The sequence below is a fragment of the Paenalcaligenes suwonensis genome, from assembly GCF_011290505.1.
GTDB lineage: Bacteria > Pseudomonadota > Gammaproteobacteria > Burkholderiales > Burkholderiaceae_B > Paenalcaligenes > Paenalcaligenes suwonensis.
Genome location: NZ_JAANPV010000002.1, coordinates 74,613 through 95,103 on the forward strand (window position 1 = coordinate 74,613; position 20,491 = coordinate 95,103).

The 20,491-nt window shown below is 50.5% G+C and carries 19 protein-coding genes and 5 tRNA genes; 15 read left to right on the forward strand and 9 right to left on the reverse strand.

The window, feature by feature from the left end:
- Positions 1-23: 23 nt before the first annotated feature.
- The 3 genes from GY634_RS03540 to dacB all read right to left on the reverse strand — a co-directional run bounded on the left by GY634_RS03540 (position 24) and on the right by dacB (position 2,659).
- Positions 24-341: an ElaB/YgaM/YqjD family protein gene (locus GY634_RS03540; RefSeq protein WP_135861684.1), complete on the reverse strand. Its 318-nt coding sequence runs from the start codon at positions 339-341 to the stop codon at positions 24-26.
- Positions 342-495: 154 nt separating this feature from the next.
- Positions 496-1,134, reverse strand: a complete 639-nt coding sequence (gene upp, locus GY634_RS03545; protein WP_166407217.1) for a uracil phosphoribosyltransferase — start codon at positions 1,132-1,134, stop codon at positions 496-498.
- Between the two features lie 88 nt (positions 1,135-1,222).
- Positions 1,223-2,659 (reverse strand): D-alanyl-D-alanine carboxypeptidase/D-alanyl-D-alanine endopeptidase, encoded by a 1,437-nt coding sequence (gene dacB / locus GY634_RS03550; RefSeq protein ID WP_166407218.1) that lies wholly within the window; start codon positions 2,657-2,659, stop codon positions 1,223-1,225.
- Positions 2,660-2,792: 133 nt separating this feature from the next.
- Between dacB and queA the strand changes: the two genes are divergently transcribed.
- The 10 genes from queA to lnt all read left to right on the forward strand — a co-directional run bounded on the left by queA (position 2,793) and on the right by lnt (position 13,955).
- A complete protein-coding gene (gene queA / locus GY634_RS03555) occupies positions 2,793-3,860 on the forward strand; it encodes a tRNA preQ1(34) S-adenosylmethionine ribosyltransferase-isomerase QueA (protein WP_166407219.1) in 1,068 nt (355 codons plus the stop codon).
- The gene (gene tgt / locus GY634_RS03560; RefSeq protein ID WP_166407220.1) at positions 3,857-4,993 is read left to right on the forward strand and encodes a tRNA guanosine(34) transglycosylase Tgt; all 1,137 of its coding nucleotides are present in this window, start codon (positions 3,857-3,859) and stop codon (positions 4,991-4,993) included. The genes queA and tgt overlap by 4 nt, the downstream gene beginning before the upstream one ends.
- Before the next feature lie 93 nt (positions 4,994-5,086).
- Positions 5,087-5,428, forward strand: coding sequence for a preprotein translocase subunit YajC (yajC, locus tag GY634_RS03565; RefSeq protein ID WP_166407221.1), 342 nt, complete (start codon positions 5,087-5,089; stop codon positions 5,426-5,428).
- A 59-nt stretch (positions 5,429-5,487) separates the two neighbouring features.
- Positions 5,488-7,365, forward strand: a complete 1,878-nt coding sequence (secD, locus tag GY634_RS03570; RefSeq protein ID WP_166407222.1) for a protein translocase subunit SecD — start codon at positions 5,488-5,490, stop codon at positions 7,363-7,365.
- A 12-nt stretch (positions 7,366-7,377) separates the two neighbouring features.
- Complete coding sequence (gene secF / locus GY634_RS03575; protein ID WP_166407223.1) at positions 7,378-8,340, forward strand: protein translocase subunit SecF; 963 nt, start codon at positions 7,378-7,380, stop codon at positions 8,338-8,340.
- Positions 8,341-8,497: 157 nt separating this feature from the next.
- Positions 8,498-9,895, forward strand: coding sequence for a tRNA (N6-isopentenyl adenosine(37)-C2)-methylthiotransferase MiaB (miaB, locus tag GY634_RS03580; RefSeq protein ID WP_166407224.1), 1,398 nt, complete (start codon positions 8,498-8,500; stop codon positions 9,893-9,895).
- Entirely contained in the window at positions 9,892-10,929 is a 1,038-nt protein-coding gene (locus GY634_RS03585; RefSeq protein ID WP_166407225.1) for a PhoH family protein, read from the forward strand. The genes miaB and GY634_RS03585 overlap by 4 nt, the downstream gene beginning before the upstream one ends.
- On the forward strand, positions 10,919-11,410 hold the full coding sequence (ybeY, locus tag GY634_RS03590; protein WP_166407226.1) for an rRNA maturation RNase YbeY: 492 nt from the start codon (positions 10,919-10,921) through the stop codon (positions 11,408-11,410). Before GY634_RS03585 ends, ybeY begins: the two co-directional genes overlap by 11 nt.
- A gap of 59 nt (positions 11,411-11,469) precedes the next feature.
- Complete coding sequence (locus GY634_RS03595) at positions 11,470-12,345, forward strand: HlyC/CorC family transporter (protein WP_166407227.1); 876 nt, start codon at positions 11,470-11,472, stop codon at positions 12,343-12,345.
- Positions 12,342-13,955 (forward strand): apolipoprotein N-acyltransferase, encoded by a 1,614-nt coding sequence (gene lnt / locus GY634_RS03600; RefSeq protein WP_166407228.1) that lies wholly within the window; start codon positions 12,342-12,344, stop codon positions 13,953-13,955. Before GY634_RS03595 ends, lnt begins: the two co-directional genes overlap by 4 nt.
- On the opposite strand, the gene GY634_RS03605 is transcribed toward lnt, so the two are convergent.
- Complete coding sequence (locus tag GY634_RS03605) at positions 13,956-16,109, reverse strand: sensor domain-containing protein (RefSeq protein ID WP_166407229.1); 2,154 nt, start codon at positions 16,107-16,109, stop codon at positions 13,956-13,958.
- A gap of 340 nt (positions 16,110-16,449) precedes the next feature.
- On the opposite strand from GY634_RS03605, the gene GY634_RS03610 reads away from it, so the two are divergent.
- From GY634_RS03610 to GY634_RS03620, 3 genes are all read left to right on the forward strand, one after another.
- A tRNA-Ala gene (locus GY634_RS03610) sits at positions 16,450-16,525 on the forward strand.
- A gap of 30 nt (positions 16,526-16,555) precedes the next feature.
- A tRNA-Glu gene (locus GY634_RS03615) sits at positions 16,556-16,631 on the forward strand.
- A 35-nt stretch (positions 16,632-16,666) separates the two neighbouring features.
- Positions 16,667-16,743, forward strand: a tRNA-Asp gene (locus tag GY634_RS03620).
- A gap of 161 nt (positions 16,744-16,904) precedes the next feature.
- Here the strand turns inward: GY634_RS03620 and GY634_RS03625 are convergent.
- Entirely contained in the window at positions 16,905-17,501 is a 597-nt protein-coding gene (locus GY634_RS03625; RefSeq protein WP_166407230.1) for a pseudouridine synthase, read from the reverse strand.
- A 264-nt stretch (positions 17,502-17,765) separates the two neighbouring features.
- On the opposite strand from GY634_RS03625, the gene GY634_RS03630 reads away from it, so the two are divergent.
- Positions 17,766-17,841: transfer RNA gene (locus GY634_RS03630), tRNA-Glu, on the forward strand.
- Between the two features lie 35 nt (positions 17,842-17,876).
- A tRNA-Asp gene (locus tag GY634_RS03635) sits at positions 17,877-17,953 on the forward strand.
- Between the two features lie 70 nt (positions 17,954-18,023).
- On the opposite strand, the gene GY634_RS03640 is transcribed toward GY634_RS03635, so the two are convergent.
- The 4 genes from GY634_RS03640 to GY634_RS03650 form a co-directional block, all read right to left on the reverse strand.
- Entirely contained in the window at positions 18,024-18,635 is a 612-nt protein-coding gene (locus tag GY634_RS03640; RefSeq protein ID WP_166407231.1) for a LysE family translocator, read from the reverse strand.
- Positions 18,636-18,712: 77 nt separating this feature from the next.
- Positions 18,713-19,102, reverse strand: a complete 390-nt coding sequence (locus GY634_RS17370; protein WP_341352808.1) for a helix-turn-helix domain-containing protein — start codon at positions 19,100-19,102, stop codon at positions 18,713-18,715.
- Positions 19,060-19,518, reverse strand: coding sequence for an AraC family ligand binding domain-containing protein (locus tag GY634_RS17375; protein WP_341352809.1), 459 nt, complete (start codon positions 19,516-19,518; stop codon positions 19,060-19,062). Before GY634_RS17375 ends, GY634_RS17370 begins: the two co-directional genes overlap by 43 nt.
- A 13-nt stretch (positions 19,519-19,531) precedes the next feature.
- Entirely contained in the window at positions 19,532-20,452 is a 921-nt protein-coding gene (locus GY634_RS03650) for a LysR family transcriptional regulator (RefSeq protein ID WP_166407232.1), read from the reverse strand.
- Between the last annotated feature and the right edge of the window lie 39 nt (positions 20,453-20,491).

Consider the following 20,491-nt stretch of genomic DNA (forward strand, 5'->3'; position numbering starts at 1 on the left):
CCGTAGTGAACAACCGGAGGAGATTAGCGACGGCTTACCAGCATGCCAAACAACAAACCTACTACTGCAGCCACGCCAATGGCTTGCCAAGGATTGTCATGTACATAGTGATCGGTAGCCTTAACAGCCTGACGACCGCGCTCCACAACGGCTTCCTGCGTATCATGCAAGACTTCACGTGTGTTGCGCAGTGCACGTAATGCGCTCTCACGCAATTCCGTTGCTTTGTCACCGGAGGCCGAAGCGGCTTCACGCAGCAGTTTCTCTGCTTCGTCCAAGCTGCTCTTCACATCGTCGATGAAGTTCTCTTCCACTGCTTGTACACGTTTTCTAGTCACCATAGTTCGCTCCTTGAAAAGCAAAAATTGAACATGTAGTAGGCCCTATTTTCATAGCGCCTACCTCACTACGTCTACGTTCTAGCTTACCTGATTTTCACACCCAGCCTTAGCGCTGCTTTAACAAGATTTGTAAAAAACAGATACAGATCAAACTTTATTCGATTTTCTGTTGGGTACCGAAAATACGGTCACCCGCATCACCCAAACCAGGCACGATATAACCGTGCTCGTCTAAGCGCTCATCAATAGAGGCTGTGTATACGTGCACATCGGGGTGCGCCTCTTCTACGGCTTTAATACCTTCTGGTGCAGCAACCAACACCAAAGCACGAATATTCTTACTGCCTGCTTTTTTCAGCATATCTATAGTCGCAACCATAGAACCGCCTGTAGCCAACATAGGGTCGATAATCAATGCCAAACGCTGATCCAACTCACCCACTAAACGCTCTAGGTAAGTTTGAGCCTTTAGGGTTTCCTCGTTACGCGCAATACCCACTACAGATACTTTAGCGCCGGGCACTAGACTTAACACACCATCTAGCATCCCTATGCCTGCACGCAAAATAGGTACCACAGTCACTTTTTTGCCTGCCAGTTTTTCTACATTAACCTGGCCACACCAACCTTCGATTACGGTATCTTCCAGCGGTAAATCTTTACACGCTTCGTACGTCAGCAACGCCGCAATCTCCTGTGACATTTCACGGAAATTTTTGGTGCTGAGATCCGCTCGGCGCATTAAGCCCAGTTTATGGCGAATCAAAGGGTGGCGTATTTCATGTATGGGCATGGAAACTATATTCCTTATCGTTAGAATCCTGACACGGTGCCAGTCTGACACCGCACCAGCTCTCTATTTTAAACCAAACTGCAAGAGACTAACGTCCTGCCAACCATTTCACTAACGCATCATCAAAAGGACGCACCACATCTGAGCGTGGATCATTCACCATGCTGACCATCACATAACGCTTACCTTGACTATCTAACACATAGCCAGCCAATGCTCGGGCATCACGCAAGGTACCCGTTTTCAGGTGAGCACGACCTGCGGCATCGCTGTCACGAAAGCGCCTACCTACTGTTCCGTCTACGCCCGCAATAGCCAGCGACGAAATAAACTCTGGCATGTAATTAGAGCGCCATGCTTGCTGCAACATCTGCGCCAACCCTTGGGCGGTCAATCGTGCGTCACGAGACAAGCCTGAGCCGTTATCAATGCGCCAGCCTTGTGTATTAATGCCTTGTCGGTTTAATACCTGCTCTACGGCACGCTCTGCCGAAGCCGTCGTTGCACCACGACCTTGCATACTTTCACCCGCGGACAGCAGCACCATCGTCGCCATCAGGTTATTACTTTGCTTGTTGATCATACGAATTTGCTCAAGCAAAGGACGAGAATCATGCCACACCACGGCCTTCGCACTACCAGGGATACTGCCTGCTTTAACATCGCGCGCTAACGTACCACCCAACTCTTTCCACAGCATGCGGAATATCGCTTCAAAGAACTCGGGCTGCGAATGCGACAGTCTATACACACTGAACTCGCCACACGAACCCGCTGCTCTGCCGCTTAATGAAATCACCACATTACCGGCAGTTTGCGCGACGCGTGTGTTAATTGCAGGTGAACCAGGGCAGCTACCATTGGCCCACTCTACGTTGCCCTCGACACGCACGCCCGGCAAAGGTGGGTCCACAAAAGCTAGCCACTGTTTAGCATTGGCATCCGGTTGCAACACAATACGAGAAGCACCCAAGCCTACTACCAAGGCGTCTGGACTAGCGTTATAAGGTCGGTCGCCTGCGCCATCAAAAGCATAGGGGTCTGTAGAGATAGAGCCAAACACCGAGCGATCTATCACTACATCGCCAATATTTTTAATACCGCGCATGCGCAATTCGCGCAGCATATTCCACAGGTCAGGAATGGTTAGAAACGGGTCGCCGCCCGCTTTGATATACAAAGGCCCTTGCAACGACCCTTGTTCATCTACCACACCACCTTGTTGAGCCATCAAGCTAGTGCGCCATGTGTGCTCGGGCCCCAAAGTAGACAATGCAGCCCAGGTACTTACCATCTTCATCACCGAAGCTGGGTTTCGCGGCACCGCTGGGTTATGGTTAATCAGCACATTACCGTCTACATCTTGCACCACTAGCGACAACGCACTTTCAGGCAAACCTGTACTTTTCCAGATCTTTTCCAGATCGTCAGGTAATCCCTCTATACGCGCTTGAACAGCAGAGAACGGCATCAACAATGCCACACAACACAATAGGCTTTGACACAGACGATACATGGCTTTCATAACATGCCCTGGCAGCAAAAAACAAAGCATCAGCATAACGAAAATTCCCCTGAAAAAGTGCAAAACCAAACGTTTTTTCTGCAACAGCGTTAAAATGGCGGGTTTTCTACCATGCACGGCCAAAGTTTCTGTTATGCCCGTTGATCCCTCTTTGGAACTCTCCCAGTTTGACTACGATCTGCCTGAGGAGCTCATTGCCCAAACTCCTGCAGCCACTCGTACCGGCAGCCGTCTTTTGCACTTAAATGCAGAAGGCCAACTGACGGACATGCAGTTCAGCCAAATCAGCCAGCTCTTACGTCCAGGCGATCTATTGGTGTTTAACAATACCAAAGTCATCAAAGCCAGACTGTTGGGCGAAAAACAAAGCGGCGGCAAAGTAGAAGTACTGGTAGAACGTATCACCTCAGCCCATCAGGCATTGGCTCATATACGCGCCAGTAAATCCCCAAAGCCTGGCACGCGTTTACTGTTGGCAGATGGGCAACTTGAGGTGATCGTTACTGGCCGACAAGATGCATTGTTTGAACTAGAGTTTGTACAACCCGCGCTCGACGCCTTAGAACAGTACGGTGCTACACCCTTGCCTCCGTACATTCAGCAGGTTCCCACCGCCGAAGATGATCAGCGCTATCAGACTGTCTATGCAGAAGCCCCTGGTGCTGTAGCGGCGCCTACTGCTGGTCTGCACTTTGATGAAACCTTGTTAAACAGCCTTAGCGAATTGGGCGTTGATCAAGCCTTTGTCACCTTGCACGTTGGCGCTGGTACCTTCCAACCGGTACGCAGTGAGCAACTGAGCGAGCACCAAATGCATGCTGAACGCTTTTTTGTGCCGGTTGAAACACTGGAAAAACTGCAGCGTACTCGCGCCCAAGGCGGACGCATTATTGCTGTAGGTACTACGAGTGTGCGTGCGTTGGAATCTGCCGTGCGTTATCACGAATGCAATGGCCACCAAAACCCTGACGGCAGCATAGAAGGCGATACCCGCCTATTTATTACCCCCGGCTACACTTTTACGTGGGTAGATGCCTTGGTGACTAACTTTCACCTGCCGCAATCCACACTGTTGATGCTGGTCTCAGCACTCTCCAGGCTCCCCTTTATTCAGCAGGCGTATAGCCATGCTATAAAGCAACATTATCGTTTTTTCAGTTATGGCGACGCCATGTTTATTGAGGCCGCCCCGCAATCATGAGTGGATTAGATTTCAAGTTACTTAAACGTGATGGCAAAGCCCGTCGCGGCCAGATCACCCTAAACCACGGCGTGGTTCAAACCCCCATATTCATGCCGGTAGGTACCTACGGCAGCGTCAAAGGCATGTTGCCACACGAACTGACCGAGATCGGTTCACAGATCATTCTGGGCAACACCTTCCATTTATGGCTACGCCCCGGCACCGAGGTCATCAAAGAGCACGGCGGTCTGCACGGCTTTATGCAGTGGAATGGCCCCATCCTGACAGACTCCGGCGGCTTTCAAGTGTTTAGCCTTAAAGGCATGCGAAAAATCACCGAGGAAGGTGTGAAGTTCGCGTCGCCCATCAATGGCGACCAAATGTTCTTAACACCTGAAGAGTCCATGCGCATTCAACATGCCCTGAACTCCGATATCGTGATGGTGTTTGACGAATGCACACCTTATCTTATTGATGAGCGCCCTGCCACACACGAAGAAGCCGCCCAATCCATGCGCATGTCACTGCGCTGGGCCAAACGCTCGCGTAATGAGTTCAATGCATTAGAAAACCCCAATGCCCTTTTTGGCATTGTGCAAGGCGGTATGTACGAAGACTTGCGTGAAGAGTCTTTGGCAGGCCTAACGGATATTGGCTTTGAAGGCTACGCCATCGGTGGCTTGTCTGTGGGTGAGCCCAAAGAAGACATGTTCCGCATTTTGCAGCACACCACCCCACGCCTGCCCGAGAATGCCCCCCGCTACTTAATGGGCGTAGGCACACCGGAAGACTTAGTTGAAGGCGTGAGTCAGGGTGTGGATATGTTTGACTGCGTCATGCCTACCCGCAATGCGCGTAACGGCTGGCTATTTACCCGCTTTGGCGATGTAAAAATCCGCAATGCGCGTTATCGCGATGACACGCGCCCCCTGGATCCGTCTTGCCAGTGCCATACTTGCCAGAATTTCTCTCGCGCTTACTTACATCATTTACAACGTTCTAACGAGATTGCGGGTGCACGTTTAAATACGTATCACAATCTGCATTTTTATTTGCAAATCATGCAGGAAATGCGCGATGCTATCGAAGCTGAGCGTTTTGAAGAGTGGAAAGCAGCTTTCGCACGCGACCGTTCTCGCGGTATAGAATAAGTCTTACAGACGAAGAAGATGTCGCTACAATAACGCTTTGCTTACATAAACCTTAATTTTTTTAAGAACAATTCCGATCACACAGGAGCCCCTATGTCTATTACTGACATTCTGACAGTTATCCCCGCTCAAGCCGCTGGTGGCGAAAACGCTTTGGTAGGTATGCTGCCTATCATTCTGATGTTCGTCATCCTGTACTTCCTGATGATCCGTCCTCAAATGAAACGTCAGAAAGAGCACCGCAATCTGGTTGCTAATCTGGGTAAAGGTGATGAAGTGATCACTACTGGTGGTCTGCTGGGCAAAATCAGCAAAGTACAAGACAACTACATTACGTTGGAAGTATCTTCCTTGGCAGAAAAGCCTGTGGAAATCCTGTTGCAACGTCAAGCCGTTGGTTCTGTTCTGCCTAAAGGCACAATCAAAAGCTTGTAATTCTCTCTCCAGCCCGAACATCCGTTCGGGCTTTGTGTACCGTTTCTGCCGAAGTACCCATGAACCGTTATCCTATCTGGAAATATCTCACTGTACTGGTCGCACTGGTCATAGGCGTGATCTACACACTGCCTAATTTCTATGGCGAATCGCCAGCCGTGCAGATAGCCTCCGCCAAGTCCACGGTTAAAGTGGATCTGAGCACTTTGTCGCGCGTTGAAAGCATACTGCAACGTCACAACCTTACGTCCACAGGGTCCTATTTCGAGCAGCACGGTACCTCTGGCACCATTCGTGTACGGTTTGACTCTACCGACACACAGTTCAAAGCTAAAGACGTTATCGAGCGTGAACTGGTTCCTAATGCCGAAGACCCTGAATTCACCGTCGCCCTGAACCTAATGCCCGCTTCGCCGAGTTGGCTAACTGCCATCGGTGCACAACCTATGCACTTGGGTCTGGACTTGCGCGGTGGCGTGCACTTCCTGCTGGAAGTAGACATGCAAGGCGCCCTAACCGGCCGCTATGAGTCACTGGCATCTGAAGTTCGCACTGTTTTACGTGAAGCGGATATTGCGCAAAAAGGCGTAGAACGTCAGAACCTGTCATTGGTTGTGAATCTAGGTTCCGCTGAAGCACGCTCTGATGCCCTCACTGCATTGCGTCGCCAAATACCTGACTTGCAGTTCGTGAACGCATCAGGCCAAGAAGGTAGTTTTGAGTTAGTGGGTACGCTATCTGAAACCGCACTGATCCAAGCACAAACCAACGCCTTACGCCAAAACATCACAACGCTGCGCAACCGTATTAACGAGCTGGGCGTTTCTGAGCCGGTAATCCAACAACAAGGTGCTGACCGTATTGTTGTACAGTTGCCTGGCGTACAAGACGTAGCGAAAGCCAAAGAAATTCTAGGCCGTACCGCTACATTGGAAATCCGTTTGGTAGACGACTCCCCTACGGCTACAGCCGCCTTGATGGCAGGTACTGTACCGTTTGGCTTAGAGCGCTACACCGATCGTGATGGCCGCCCCTTGCTGCTGCGTCGTCAAGTGGTACTGACAGGTGAAAACCTGCAAGATGCCCAACCTGGCCGCGATCAGCAAACACAACAGCCCACCGTTAACCTGACGCTGGACAACAAAGGCTCACGTATTTTCCGTGACGTGACCCGCAACAACGTCAACAAGCGCATGGCCATTGTGCTGTTTGAAAAAGGTAAAGGCGAAGTGGTAACGGCTCCCGTTATTCGCGGCGAAATCCCTAATGGCCAAGTACAAATTTCTGGCAGCATGAATGCTCAAGAAGCCACCGATATTTCTCTGTTGCTTCGTGCAGGTTCGTTGGCTGCCCCGATGAAAATCATCGAAGAACGCACTATTGGCCCAAGCTTGGGTGCAGAAAATATCAAACAGGGTTTTGACTCTACCTTGTACGGCTTTATTGCCATTGCTATTTTCATCATTATTTACTACCAGCTGTTTGGCGTGTTCTCCACGCTAGGCCTGACCTTTAACGTGCTCTTGTTGCTAGCGATGCTGTCTATGCTACAAGCCACGTTGACCCTGCCTGGTATTGCCGCGATTGCACTGACACTGGGTATGGCGATTGACGCCAACGTACTGATTAACGAACGTATTCGTGAAGAGCTACGTAACGGTGCTAGTCCCCAACAAGCGATTAACCTTGGTTTCGACCGAGCATGGGCAACCATTTTCGACTCCAACTTAACCAGTTTGATTGTGGGTATCGCGTTGCTGGCATTTGGTTCAGGTCCTGTACGAGGTTTTGCTGTAGTGCACATTCTGGGGGTTTTGAGCTCCATGTTCTCCTCCGTGGTTGGTGTGCGCGCCCTCGTGAACCTGTGGTACGGCCGACGCCGTCGTCTGCAGAGTCTGGCTATTGGCCAGGTCTGGAAACCTGATAACAAACAGTAAGCCTGGAATAACATGGAATTTTTTAGAATTTCCCGCACTATCCCTTTCATGCGCCACGCGTTGGTGCTGAACCTGATTAGTGTCATCTTCTTTGTTGCAGCCGTATTTTTTATTGTTGCCCGAGGCTTCAACCTGTCTATTGAGTTCACTGGCGGTACTGTCATTGAGGTCAATTACGAAGAAGCCGTGTCGCTGGACGATGTTCGTCAGACCATTGGTGGTTTGGGTTACCGTGATTTCCAAGTGCAAAACTTCGGTACACCACGTGACGTCATGATCCGCCTTCCGACTCATGGCGATGGCGACACTAACGCCAGTACAGAACAAAGCCGTGCTGTACTGAGTGCACTGCAAGCAGCAGATGCTTCGAGCAGCAACAAAGTTGAACTGCGCCGCGTTGAATTTGTGGGTCCACAAGTAGGGCAAGAGCTGGTACACAATGGCTTGATGGCCCTGTTGTTCGTGGTTGTGGGCATCATGGTGTACTTGGCTTTCCGTTTTGAGTGGAAGCTGGCTGTATCGTGTGCGCTGGCTAACTTGCACGACGTGGTGATCATTCTGGGCTTCTTTGCCTTCTTCCAGTGGGAGTTCTCGCTGGCAGTATTGGCAGGGGTGCTGGCGGTATTGGGTTACTCCGTGAACGAGTCCGTGGTGGTAATGGACCGTATTCGTGAGAACTTCCGCAAACAACGCCGTATGTCCACCTCAGATGTGATCGACACCTCTATTACTCAAATCATTTCGCGTACCGTGATCACTCACGGCTCCACGCAAATGATGGTGTTGTCCATGCTGTTCTTTGGTGGCCCAACACTGCATTACTTCTCGTTAGCGCTGACCATCGGTATTTGGTTTGGTATTTACTCTTCTGTATTCGTAGCGGCTGCCATTTCTATGTGGCTAGGCATCAAACGCGAAGACTTGATCAAGCCCGTCAAAAAAGACGACGACACCGAAGCCGAAGTGCTAGGGTAAACAAAAAAGCCAGAGTTTCTACTCTGGCTTTTTTCTTGGCGTTTTCCACACATACACCACACCCGCTATTGCGGTACCTCGCTCAGCACGTGGGACGCGTTATACTACTCTCTTTCAATTTTTGCCCCCGGGGTCTACACCCGTCACGGCACCCATCATGCAAGATACCAACCCTACTTCTATTGCTGCCCAAGACGAGCAGCTTCCTACCCGCAAACTGTTTATTCGCACCTTTGGTTGCCAGATGAATGAGTACGACTCGGAGAAAATGGCCGACGTACTGAATCAACAAGGCCCGGTAGAATTAACGTCCAACCCGGACGAAGCAGACATCATCTTATTTAACACCTGTTCTGTGCGCGAAAAAGCGCAAGAAAAAGTGTTTTCTGATTTGGGTAGGGTTCGTCACCTTAAACAACAAAACCCGAACTTGGTGATTGGCGTTGGCGGCTGTGTAGCCAGCCAAGAAGGCAAAGCCATTGTAGAGCGTGCACCTTTTGTGGACGTAGTGTTTGGCCCGCAAACCCTGCACCGCTTGCCTGAGCTGATTAAACAGCGCCGTAACAGTGGTCGCTCACAGGTAGACACTAGCTTCCCTGAAATCGAGAAGTTTGATCACCTGCCACCTGCCCGTATCGACGGCTCAACAGCGTTTGTGTCCATTATGGAAGGCTGTAGCAAATACTGCAGTTTCTGTGTGGTACCGTACACCCGTGGTGCTGAAGTTTCTCGTCCCTTCGAAGACGTGCTGATTGAAGTTGCCGATTTGGCAGACCAAGGTGTCAAGGAAGTCACGCTACTAGGCCAAAACGTGAATGCGTATCGCGGCCCTATGCAAGACAGCGCAGACATTGCTGACTTCGCCATGCTGCTGGAATACGTGCACGACATCCCTGGTATTGAGCGTATCCGTTACACCACGTCTCACCCTAAAGAGATGACTACCCGCTTGATCGAAGCGCATGGCAAACTGCCTAAGTTGGTACCGTTTTTGCACCTGCCAGTACAAGCTGGTAGTGACCGCGTTCTGGCCGCCATGAAGCGTGGCTATACCTCGCTGGAGTTCAAATCTATCGTGCGCCGTTTGCGTGCCGCACGCCCTGGCATCACGCTGTCCTCTGACTTTATTGTGGGCTTCCCAGGTGAAACCGAGGAAGATTTCCAGAAAACCCTACAACTGATTCAAGATGTGGGCTTTGATACCTCGTTCTCGTTTGTGTATTCTCGTAGACCTGGCACACCCGCTGCCGACCTAGAAGACACCACCAGCAAGGAAGAGAAATTCGAGCGTTTGCACCGTTTGCAAGCTCTGATTAACGAGCAAGCAACCGCCATTGGCGAAGCCATGGTGGGAACAGAACAACGCGTTCTGGTAGAGCGTTTGTCGCGTCGTGACGAAAGCGAAGTGATGGGCCGTACCGAAAACAACCGTATTGTGAACTTCCCGGCAAACTCCCGCCTCATTGGCCAAATGGTAACTGTACGCATCACACAAGCGATGACCAACACGCTACGTGGTGAAATGGTGACCTCTGAAAGCACTACTACTGCATGAGTCAACACGACACGCCATCAGACCCAATCCATACCATTCATCTAGAGGGTGATAACACCCATCTGGCCAACTTTTGCGGGCCAATAGATGAAAACCTGAAACAGATTGCTCACGCCTTTGAAGTAACGCTCAAACGCCGCGGCAATCACATCACACTACAAGGGCAAGATGTGCGCCCCGCCACCGAAGCCATTGAATGGTTTCATGACCGCGCCGTGCACAAAGCCCTTAGCATTGATGATATTCAGCTAGGGTTAGTTGAGCTTAAAAGTCGTGTACAACATACTCAAAACAGCGGCAAAGGCAAGCAACGTAGCAAGCCTTTGCTGGCAGACCCCAGTACGCCCGCCCCCACATTGGACGATGACGAGCTCAGCCTACGTACTCGCCGACGAGATCTACGCCCACGCACACCACGCCAGCGCGACTACCTAAGCCAAATACTCAGCCACGACATCAGTTTTGGGATTGGCCCAGCCGGTACGGGTAAAACCTTTCTAGCAGTAGCCTGCGCTATTGATGCATTGGAACGCGAAGCCGTACAACGCATTGTACTCACCAGGCCTGCGGTAGAAGCTGGCGAACGCTTAGGTTTTTTACCGGGCGATCTGAACCAGAAAATCGACCCCTACCTGCGGCCACTGTACGACTCGCTATACGACTTAATGGGCTACGACAAAGTACAACGTTTGTTTGAAAAACAAATGATCGAAGTCGCCCCATTGGCCTATATGCGTGGCCGCACACTGAACCACAGCTTTGTGATCTTAGACGAAGCCCAAAACACCACGTCAGAACAAATGAAAATGTTCCTGACCCGTATAGGCTTTGGCAGCAAAGCAGTGATTACTGGCGACCCTACACAAGTAGACTTACCTCGCGGACAACGCAGCGGCTTAGAGCATTCCGTGCGCGTATTGCAGTCTGTACCCGGCATAGCCATTACCCAACTTACCAGCAAAGATGTGGTGCGCCACCCCTTGGTCGCCCGCATTATTGATGCCTACGAAAGCCATCAGAACGATGAAAACTGAACTACACCTCAGCATTCAATACGCTAGCGATTGCCAAGACACCTTGCCTCGCTGGCGTCTACGTAACTGGGTACAAAAAGCCCTAGACAGCGCCGTTGCCGTTTATCACGAAGCCGGTGAAGCAGCTCCTTTTACCTGCGCCCAACTGGCTCTACGCTTGGTAGGCCCAGAAGAAATGACCGAGCTAAACGGCCAATATCGCGATAAAGCCTACGCCACCAATGTGCTGACCTTCGAGTACGGCGTCGATGAAGATCAACGCCTTAGCGCAGACATCATCATTTGTGATGAAGTTTTGCAACGCGAAGCCGTAGAGCAAAACAAAACACTTTTACAACACGCAGCACACCTCACTATCCATGGCGTATTGCATGCGCTGGGCTACGACCATATAGACGCGGAAGACGCCGAAGATATGGAAGGTTTGGAAATTGAGATTCTTCAATCATTGAAAATCCCTAATCCTTATCTGGCAAAATAACTATTACTTGCGCGCTGTTTCGGTTATGCTCAGTGTTTTCATCAAGCGTCCACTGGACAATGTCAGACTCACATTCATCAGACCCTGAGCCCCGAAAGAAGAAACGTCTTTCTCGTTTAAGCGGCATATTTAAACGCCGCCCAGAACCCGAAGATCGCGAAGATATTAAAGCGATACTTCAAAGTGCCCAAGAACGTGGCATCATCGACAGCGAAGCCGCTGCCATGATTTCCGGCGCACTGGATGTTGCCAGCAAAACCGTGGCAGACATCATGGTTCCCCGCGCAAGAATCGATTTACTCGATATCTCTACCCCCTTGGCAGAACTGCTGCCAATCATCATCGAAACAGGTCGTTCCCGTTTTCCGGTGTATGAAAACGATAGAGACAACATTATTGGCATTTTGCTTGCCAAAGACCTCTTACTCTCTATCGCCAACCCAGGTATTGATCTACGCCCCTTGGTGCGCCCTGCGGTATTTATTCCCGAGACCAAACGTCTAAACGTCTTGCTGCACGAATTCCGTAGCAGCCGTAATCACATTGCCATCGTGATTGATGAGCACGGCAGTACTGCAGGGCTAATCACCATGGAAGACGTCCTAGAACAGATCGTTGGTGACATCGAAGACGAATACGATGACGAAGCCGAACAAACCATTTTCCAAACCGGACACAATGGTTGGCGCGTCATGGCTATCACCGAGATTGAAGATTTCAACGATGCCTTTGGCACACACCTCACAGACGATGAGTTCGATACTGTGGGTGGATGGCTAGGTGCCGAGCTGGGACACATCCCACGTCGCGGCGAAACCATTGAACGTCAAGGCTTACGCTTTACCGTTTTACGAGCCGACCCAAAACGGGCGCTCTGGCTACACGTACAGCGTGAGCTTCCCAACCTGGAAGATTCCTCTACCGCAACGCTATGAGCGCTAGTCCAATAAAGTCACGGCAATCCAATTACTTTCTGGTGCTGCTGGCTGGCGTAGTACACGCCACCAGCTATGCTCCGGATCCCCTCCCCTTACAAGCCTTACCTTTTGTTCAACTCATTACGCTAGCCGTTCTGTTTGCATGCAGTGTGCATGCTTCCAGCACACGACAAGCCTTAGGACAAGCCTGGTTATTTGGTGTGGGTAACTTTGCGACGGGACTTTATTGGCTCTACATCAGCATGCACGACTTCGGCAATTTGCATCCTGCTCTTGCCGCACTCGCCGTTGCTTTACTTGCTGCTGCACTAGCAGGTTTTGTTGTGGCCGCTATCTGGTTGATACGCGTGCTACAACCCCGCCGTGGCAGCCCGTGGTTGCAAGCACTACTGCTCGCTACACTTACCGCCTCGGTATGGACACTATTTGAGTGGCTGCGTGGCAGTCTGCTCACCGGCTTCCCCTGGTTAAACATTGCCTACGCCCACGTGGATGGTTTCTTTGCTGGCTGGGCCACCATACTAGGTAGCTATGCGATTAGTTGGAGCGCTGCATTTTGTGCAGCCGCACTTAGCCTGCTTACCCCAGCACACATGCACAGCAAACCACCCGCCGTAGCGCTGTTAGTCAGTGCAGTGCTGGGAGCTCTAAGCTTGTACTGGCAACAGCTAGAATGGGCCAAACCGGAAGGTTCACCCATACTGGCCAGACTGGTACAAGGCAATATTCCACAGTCTCAAAAGTTTGACCCACAGTATTTGCTAGAAGGTATTCGCACCTACCAATACATGAGTGCGTTACCTGAGAAAGAAGCGGGAGCACAGCCAGAATTAATTGTGCTGCCTGAAACCGTTGTCCCGTTAATGCAGTATTTGCTCTCTGAACAAGAGTGGCAAATTTGGATTGATATCGCAAAGCGCCAGCAAGCCACTGTCATACTGGGCGTTCCCATGTCCGACCCAGACAATCCGTCGTACTACACGAATAGCCTGATTACGATTAGCCCCACCACTACGCCCCAAGACATACTGCAACGCCAAACCATGCAGTACAACAAGTTTCACTTGGTGCCCTTTGGTGAGTTTGTACCCCAAGGTTTTCGCTGGTTCATCGACATGATGCAAATCCCACTGGGTGAATTTGCACGCGGCGATACACGTCAACAAAACTTTGCCTTAAACAACCTGCTGATTGCCCCCAATATTTGCTACGAAGACGTATTCGGTGAAGAAATCATTCGTGCGGTACGTCCTGCCCAACAAGATAGCGGCGCTAATATTCTGATTAACAGCAGTAATTTGGCATGGTTTGGGGACTCGTGGGCATTGCGCCAACACCTGCAAATTTCTAGGGTGCGCGCGATGGAAAGCGCACGCCCTATGCTACGCGCTACCAACACAGGTGCGACGGCTGCCATTGATCATACCGGTGCTATTTTGGCGATGGTGACACCCAACCAACGCGCCATTCTAGATGTAGAAGTGCAAGGCATGAGCGGCCTGACACCCTATGTACGTTGGGGGAACACCCCTATTATTGCCTTCTCGTTGCTGGTTTGCTTTATCGCAGGCGCCAGCCGTTTACGCCGCCGCACTGCTAATACCTAGCTATTTATTGCTTAACGCTGGCGTTTCTGGATAACGCCAGTTTTGCATCCATGTTTGAAATTGCTCTGCGGGCACGGGCGGGCAGAATAAAAAGCCCTGCAAATAATCGCATCCTGCATCTTGCAACAAGCTCAGTTGCACCTCAGCACTCACGCCTTCGGCAATCACTTCCATCCCTAACTTATGGGCCATCACAATCATGGCATCACATAATGCCTGATCTTCGGAACCAGGCTCGATGTTGCGCACAAAGGATTGGTCGATTTTGATGAAGTTAATGGGGTAACGCTTTAAATACGTCAGTGACGAAAAACCGGTACCAAAGTCATCCAGTGCAATGGCAATGCCCGCATCTCTAAATACACGCAAAATTTTAGTGACGTTGGCATTGGTATCTAGCAGCAAACGTTCAGTAATTTCTATCACGATGCTAGACATATCTAGGCCAGCATCTTCTATACGCTGCAACCAGTCTTTAGGGTTCACACCGTTGGCATAAAACTGCGCAGGCGATACGTTCACACTAATTTGGAAATCCTTGCCAAACGAACGCCACTTCACTGCCTGATCTACCGCTGCATTAAATACCCAATTCCCTATCTCCACAATAAGACCCGAGTCTTCCGCAAAGGGAATAAACTCCGACGGCGGCACTAAGCCCAATTCGGGATGCAACCAGCGGATCAGAGCTTCTGCCTTGCAAACCTTGCCTGTTTGCACGTCGATAATAGGTTGGTAATACAACCTAAATTGGTTCTCTGCGAGCGCAATATGTAAGTCGCGTGAAAACTGCACTCGTGCCTGCACTGCCTCACGCATCGCCGGCAAGAAGAAACAGTATTGATTACGGCCACACTCTTTAGCGGCATACATGGCCATATCGGCATTTTTCAACAATTCGCCCGCATCATTTGCATCAGCAGGGTACATCGTCACCCCTAAACTGGCGGAAATCATGGCCACCTCTTCGCCCAACTTGTAAGGCTTAGCCAATGTGCCAAGTATTTGCTGGCAAATGCGCTCTACTACCGATAGATCCTCCACTCCCGATACGATCACGGTGAACTCGTCACCGCCCAAGCGTGCCACGGCATCGCTATCTCGCACACATGTTTGTAGCCGTCTACCTACCTCTTTAAGCAGCTCATCGCCCACGTTATGCCCTAAGGTGTCATTCACATCCTTGAACATATCCAGATCCAGAAAAATCAATGCAAAAGGGCTGCCCTTTTGTATAGACTGCTGCATGGCCTCGTGCAGACGCCCATGAAAACGCTGCCTATTTGGCAAGTTGGTTAAATGATCATAGTTAGCCTGACGCCACACCAACGCTTCACGTTTTTTATGACTAGTGATGTCTGAAAACACCCCAATACGCCTATACACGCTGCCATCAGGATTCCAGCTAGTACTAATGTGTAAGCGCTCCGCGTATTCTTCACCGTTTTTTCGTCGGTTCCATATATCGCCTTGCCATTGGCCCGACTCTGCCAACTCTGCCCACATTTTTTGATAAAACTGCGGACTTTGCTTGCCTGAAGCCAGCATGTTTAAGCGTTGGCCCAGAACCTCTTCTAAGGTATAGCCCGTAATCGCACTAAATGCCGGATTGGCATCTACCACCACACCGTCTTCATCTGTAACGACTATGGCTTCCGAGGTAGTTTCATACACCAAACCCGCCAAACGGGCTGATGCCTCGTACTGTTTACGTACACTAATATCGTTGACTAGCACGATAGTCGCTTTGCTTTCCCCCCACGGCACAACCACAGCATAGATATCCACATCCAATAATTTGCCTTTGGGCGTTTGCCAACGGCACTCGTAATGCACATCTATCTGCGAGGTTGCTACTTTCTCGGTATTACCGGCACACGACGGTAAGGCATACGGCAATAACCGTAGCGAAGAAAAAGGGACGGATTGCCGCAATACTCCCTCTGCGCTGTCTAGCATTTGTTGTAGCATTGGGTTCGCAAACAAGAACTGATCGTTCTGAACCACTGCTACGCCCAGTAATGCCGTACTCAAGAGCTTTGACATCATATGTTCTAAGCCACTCTGAGCCGACGCCTGGTGCCGCAACAGCCCCACCAGTTCTTCTAGTGTTGTGGTGGAGTAATCATCAGAGCAAGAATCTAGGTTTTTCATTCGTGATGCACAAAATCGCGGAGAAGAAAGATACGCATATATCAGGGCTGTGGCTATGCACTCCAGCACTTGCTGAACGTAGCTTTTAAACGGAGCACAAAAGATACAGCAGCCTATACGAGTCAAAAGAGCGAACTCCACCTAATAACGGCCTCAATAGTGGTTTCTTAACTTTTTTTGTCAGAATTCGTGTCTTAACTCTAAAAAACGTGTCAAAAAGCTACAGAGCGATTTTTTTATAGGTGTTTTGACTCTTTTTCCTAAAAGACTTGCACCAAACCTAAAAGTCGTGCATAATTTCATTTCTTCGTTGATGCAGCAGTTAAATGCGACATCCAAGGGGGGTATAGCTCAGCTGGGAGAGCGCTTGCATGGCATGCAAGAGGTCAGCGGTTCGATCCCGCTTACCTCCACCAAGAAAAACGAAGAAGTAGTTTACGTCCTGAGTCCCCATCGTCTAGAGGCCTAGGACACTACCCTTTCACGGTAGGTACCGGGGTTCGAATCCCCGTGGGGACGCCAAAACTTTTTGGCAACGATTTAAACACACTACTGCTGGAGCGGTAGTTCAGTTGGTTAGAATACCGGCCTGTCACGCCGGGGGTCGCGGGTTCGAGTCCCGTCCGCTCCGCCAAGAATACAAAAAAAGCCTTTGATTTCTCAAAGGCTTTTTTGCTTTCTACTCACTACATAGCTATTGCATCACAGCTCACACAGTAAGCTAAGCGCACCTCGCTTTTCTACCGCCAGAAAAATAGCTGCATTCACCATGAATACAGCACATTTTCTAGCAGACTAGCTCAGCGCCACTTCACGCCATTCCCCTGGCTGCAACCCATCTAACTGCCATTGCCCCACGCGCACTCGCACCAACCGCAATGTAGGCAACCCCACCGCAGCCGTCATACGACGCACTTGTCTATTTTTGCCCTCGCTAATCGTTAGGCTAATCCAACTAGTAGGAATACTCGCCCTATAACGTATAGGCGGATCACGCAACCACAACTCAGGTTCGCCCAATAACTCAGCTTCCGCAGGTAGCGTCATCCCATCTTTGAGCAACACCCCCTGACGCAACTGCTGCAATTGCTGCTCTGTTGCCGCCCCTTCCACTTGTGCCCAGTATGTTTTAGAGGTTTTATAGCGAGGCTCAGCAATCTGCGCTTGCAAGCGGCCATCATTGGTCAGCAGCAACAGCCCTTCGCTGTCTCTATCCAGACGCCCTGCAGGGTACACATCTTTAATCGGCACGTAATCAGCCAGCGTTGTCCTACCTTGATCATCACTGAACTGCGTTAAGACACCATAGGGCTTATTCAGTACAACCAAGCGACTAGATTTGGCCGGCGTGCGTGTAGTCGCTGCTCGCTGGTTGCCGTACTTTTTCCTCATTCGCCCATATCCTTCGTTATGCCTTATTAAAATCACCACCACAGATGGGAGCAATACATAACATTATCCCACTTATACTGGCTGCTTAGCTGTTTACACCGCACTCATTCTGGCAATAGCCACGTCCTCACAAACCTGCCCCACACCAGCTAACGAGCTAGATTTTCCTATTTCTCATAAAATTCACAGCAACATGATCAAATACTGTTGACAACTAGAATAAAGTGTTGCTATACTCTTTTTCTTAGCTGGTTTAAGTCCTGAGTCCCCATCGTCTAGAGGCCTAGGACACTACCCTTTCACGGTAGGTACCGGGGTTCGAATCCCCGTGGGGACGCCAAAACTTTTTGGCAACGATTTAAACACACTACTGCTGGAGCGGTAGTTCAGTTGGTTAGAATACCGGCCTGTCACGCCGGGGGTCGCGGGTTCGAGTCCCGTCCGCTCCGCCAAGAATACAAAAAAAGCCTTTGAGAAATCAAAGGCTTTTTTGCTTTCTACTCACTATACAAGCCTAAGCCTCTACTGCTTGCTTAGCGCTAACTGCACCGACAACCCCAAAAAAGCCGCACCAAATAAACGGCGCATCCATAATTGCACACGCACATTGGAAATAATGTATCGCCTGACACTGACAGCACAGGCACCATACAACACAAAAACCACCAACGACATCAGCATAAAGACACCGCTTAGCCACAGCATTTGCGAGACAGGCAATACATCATCGCTACGTATAAACTGCGGTAAGAAAGCAAAAAAGAACACGGATAATTTTGGGTTCAACAGATTGATCAACACCGCCGACACAATGATCTCTTTATGGTTTGCCTTGGTTTGATCCGCCTCGAAACGCAACGGCCCACTTTCGCGCAACATGGACAAAGCCATGTAAATCAAATACACCACACCCAAGTATTTGAGTAGTTGGAAGGCCATGGCACTAGCATGCAGCACCATCGTCAATCCGCTGATCGCCACCACCGCATGTGGAACTATTCCTAAGGTGCAACCTATTGCGGCTACCACACTGGCACGCAGCCCACCCGACAAGCCTGCTGCAATGGTGTAGATCACACCAATACCCGGCGACACAACAATCAACAGTGAGGTCAACACAAATTCCATACTCATTCATAGTCTCCAGCCACATAAAAGCTATCACTATGTCAGTACAGATTCAGCGTATCTTGAACAAAATTGCAGCGCAACTACGAGCAGTGCCGTGCATATAAGCCAGGAGAAAAACCAAAGCTACGCACAAAATGCCGCGTCATATGGCTTTGATCAGCAAAGCCACTAGCGTATGAGGCATCCGCCAATGCCCTTCCCTCGCCAATCAGTCGCTTGGCTATTTGCACCCGCTTTTGCACGGCATACGCATGAGGCGTAAGCCCGGTCAGGCGCGAAAAAGCACGCACTAACTGAAAGCGACTTAACCCAGATTCTTTTGCTAATGCCGCCAGCGAGATATCGCCTAGCGGATTATCATCAATCATCGTTTTAGCAGTACCTGCCGCTGTTCCTAGCACTGGCGATGATGGTACATTGCGGTCCACTAGTAACGGCAATAACAGCAGCAAGTTTTCCTCAAAGGCCACACAGTCTGCGGCGCCCCCGCCGCTAACACACTGCTGTATAGCTGGCTAAATACGCCTGCCGCCAAGCGACTACGCAGCACAGGATAGGCAAACTCCTGTAATGAAAATGGCGCATCGGTAGTGATATCCGTAAACTGACGCGCAATGACAGCAGGATCAAAATACAGCATATGCCAACGGCGCACATCATCAATAGGCACGCCGTCGTGCACTTCGGCAGGATTCACCGAGATTACATCCCCCGCACTAGCTTCTACCTGACCCCTACCACTTGCCGAGCGCTGCGCACCTCGCACTACTAACCCTATGCCATATTGCTCGTGCACATGCTTAGCAAAGGTACGGCCGCTTTCTGCCTCGATGATTTCCACACCAAGGTCTGCGATACGTTTCACAGCAAAAGCATGCCTAGCCATGTGCGCCCTCTGGTTACTCTGCCCGCACCCACGGTGCCTTGGCCAAACTACTTGCCAAATAATCCATAAATGCCTGCACCCGTGCAGGACGTTTTCGGCCTGGTGGCGTGACTAATGACAGCGACACAGACCCGGCTGACCAATCTTGCATCACATGACGCAATGCGCCGCTTTGCAAGTGATCCCACACTAAGAAATCGGGCAGCAACGCCAAGCCCATCCCCGCTAACAATGCAGGCTGCAAACCATCCGAATTATTCGCCCGCAACGACACCGGCGGCAAATGCTGCACAAACTCGCCTTTAACGGGGTGCTGGAACCGCCAGCTCATGCCAGCTTTAGAGTAGGTGTAAAGCAGTGCTTTGTGGTGTGCCAGTTCCATAGGATGCTTAGGCTCACCATACGCTTCCAAATACGCTGGCGCCCCCACCAGCAAAATACGTATTTTGCAGATGTTCCTCGCCAACAAGCTGGAGTCCACCAAGTTTGAAATACGTACCGCCAGATCAAAGCCCTCAGACACCAGATCTACATGTTCGTCGTTGAACTGTATGTCTAGCTCTACCTCGGGGTTAGCTTTTAAAAAGGTAGGCAACAAGGGCGCTAAGCTGCTCAGACCAAACGACATAGGCGCCGACACCCGTATCATGCCTCGCAAACTCTGGGATTGCTCAGTGATCTCGGCCTCTACCGCTTCACCCTCTTCTAAGATGCGATTTGCCCGTTCTAGTGCCACATGACCACTTTCCGTCAGTGACATACTGCGCGACGTACGATGAAACAGCATAGTTTTCATGCGCTGCTCTAACCGTGTAATCGCTTTGGAAACGGTTGCTGGGGAAAGCGATAACTCCTCTGCCGCGCGCGCAAATGACCCTGTGGAAGCCACCGTAGCAAAAATAGCCCACGCTTCTAGGTCTGGTAGTTTTCTCATTTATCTCACAGCAAAAATTTCACGAATATAGGCTGGTTC

Coding starts and splice junctions, on each gene's coding strand:
- GY634_RS03540 (WP_135861684.1), bottom strand. CDS start 341: ATGGTGACTAGAAAACGTGTACAAGCAGTGGAAGAGAACTTCATCGAC.
- upp (WP_166407217.1), bottom strand. CDS start 1,134: ATGCCCATACATGAAATACGCCACCCTTTGATTCGCCATAAACTGGGC.
- dacB (WP_166407218.1), bottom strand. CDS start 2,659: ATGAAAGCCATGTATCGTCTGTGTCAAAGCCTATTGTGTTGTGTGGCA.
- queA (WP_166407219.1), top strand. CDS start 2,793: ATGCCCGTTGATCCCTCTTTGGAACTCTCCCAGTTTGACTACGATCTG.
- tgt (WP_166407220.1), top strand. CDS start 3,857: ATGAGTGGATTAGATTTCAAGTTACTTAAACGTGATGGCAAAGCCCGT.
- yajC (WP_166407221.1), top strand. CDS start 5,087: ATGTCTATTACTGACATTCTGACAGTTATCCCCGCTCAAGCCGCTGGT.
- secD (WP_166407222.1), top strand. CDS start 5,488: ATGAACCGTTATCCTATCTGGAAATATCTCACTGTACTGGTCGCACTG.
- secF (WP_166407223.1), top strand. CDS start 7,378: ATGGAATTTTTTAGAATTTCCCGCACTATCCCTTTCATGCGCCACGCG.
- miaB (WP_166407224.1), top strand. CDS start 8,498: ATGCAAGATACCAACCCTACTTCTATTGCTGCCCAAGACGAGCAGCTT.
- GY634_RS03585 (WP_166407225.1), top strand. CDS start 9,892: ATGAGTCAACACGACACGCCATCAGACCCAATCCATACCATTCATCTA.
- ybeY (WP_166407226.1), top strand. CDS start 10,919: ATGAAAACTGAACTACACCTCAGCATTCAATACGCTAGCGATTGCCAA.
- GY634_RS03595 (WP_166407227.1), top strand. CDS start 11,470: ATGTCAGACTCACATTCATCAGACCCTGAGCCCCGAAAGAAGAAACGT.
- lnt (WP_166407228.1), top strand. CDS start 12,342: ATGAGCGCTAGTCCAATAAAGTCACGGCAATCCAATTACTTTCTGGTG.
- GY634_RS03605 (WP_166407229.1), bottom strand. CDS start 16,109: ATGAAAAACCTAGATTCTTGCTCTGATGATTACTCCACCACAACACTA.
- GY634_RS03625 (WP_166407230.1), bottom strand. CDS start 17,501: ATGAGGAAAAAGTACGGCAACCAGCGAGCAGCGACTACACGCACGCCG.
- GY634_RS03640 (WP_166407231.1), bottom strand. CDS start 18,635: ATGAGTATGGAATTTGTGTTGACCTCACTGTTGATTGTTGTGTCGCCG.
- GY634_RS17375 (WP_341352809.1), bottom strand. CDS start 19,518: ATGGCTAGGCATGCTTTTGCTGTGAAACGTATCGCAGACCTTGGTGTG.
- GY634_RS03650 (WP_166407232.1), bottom strand. CDS start 20,452: ATGAGAAAACTACCAGACCTAGAAGCGTGGGCTATTTTTGCTACGGTG.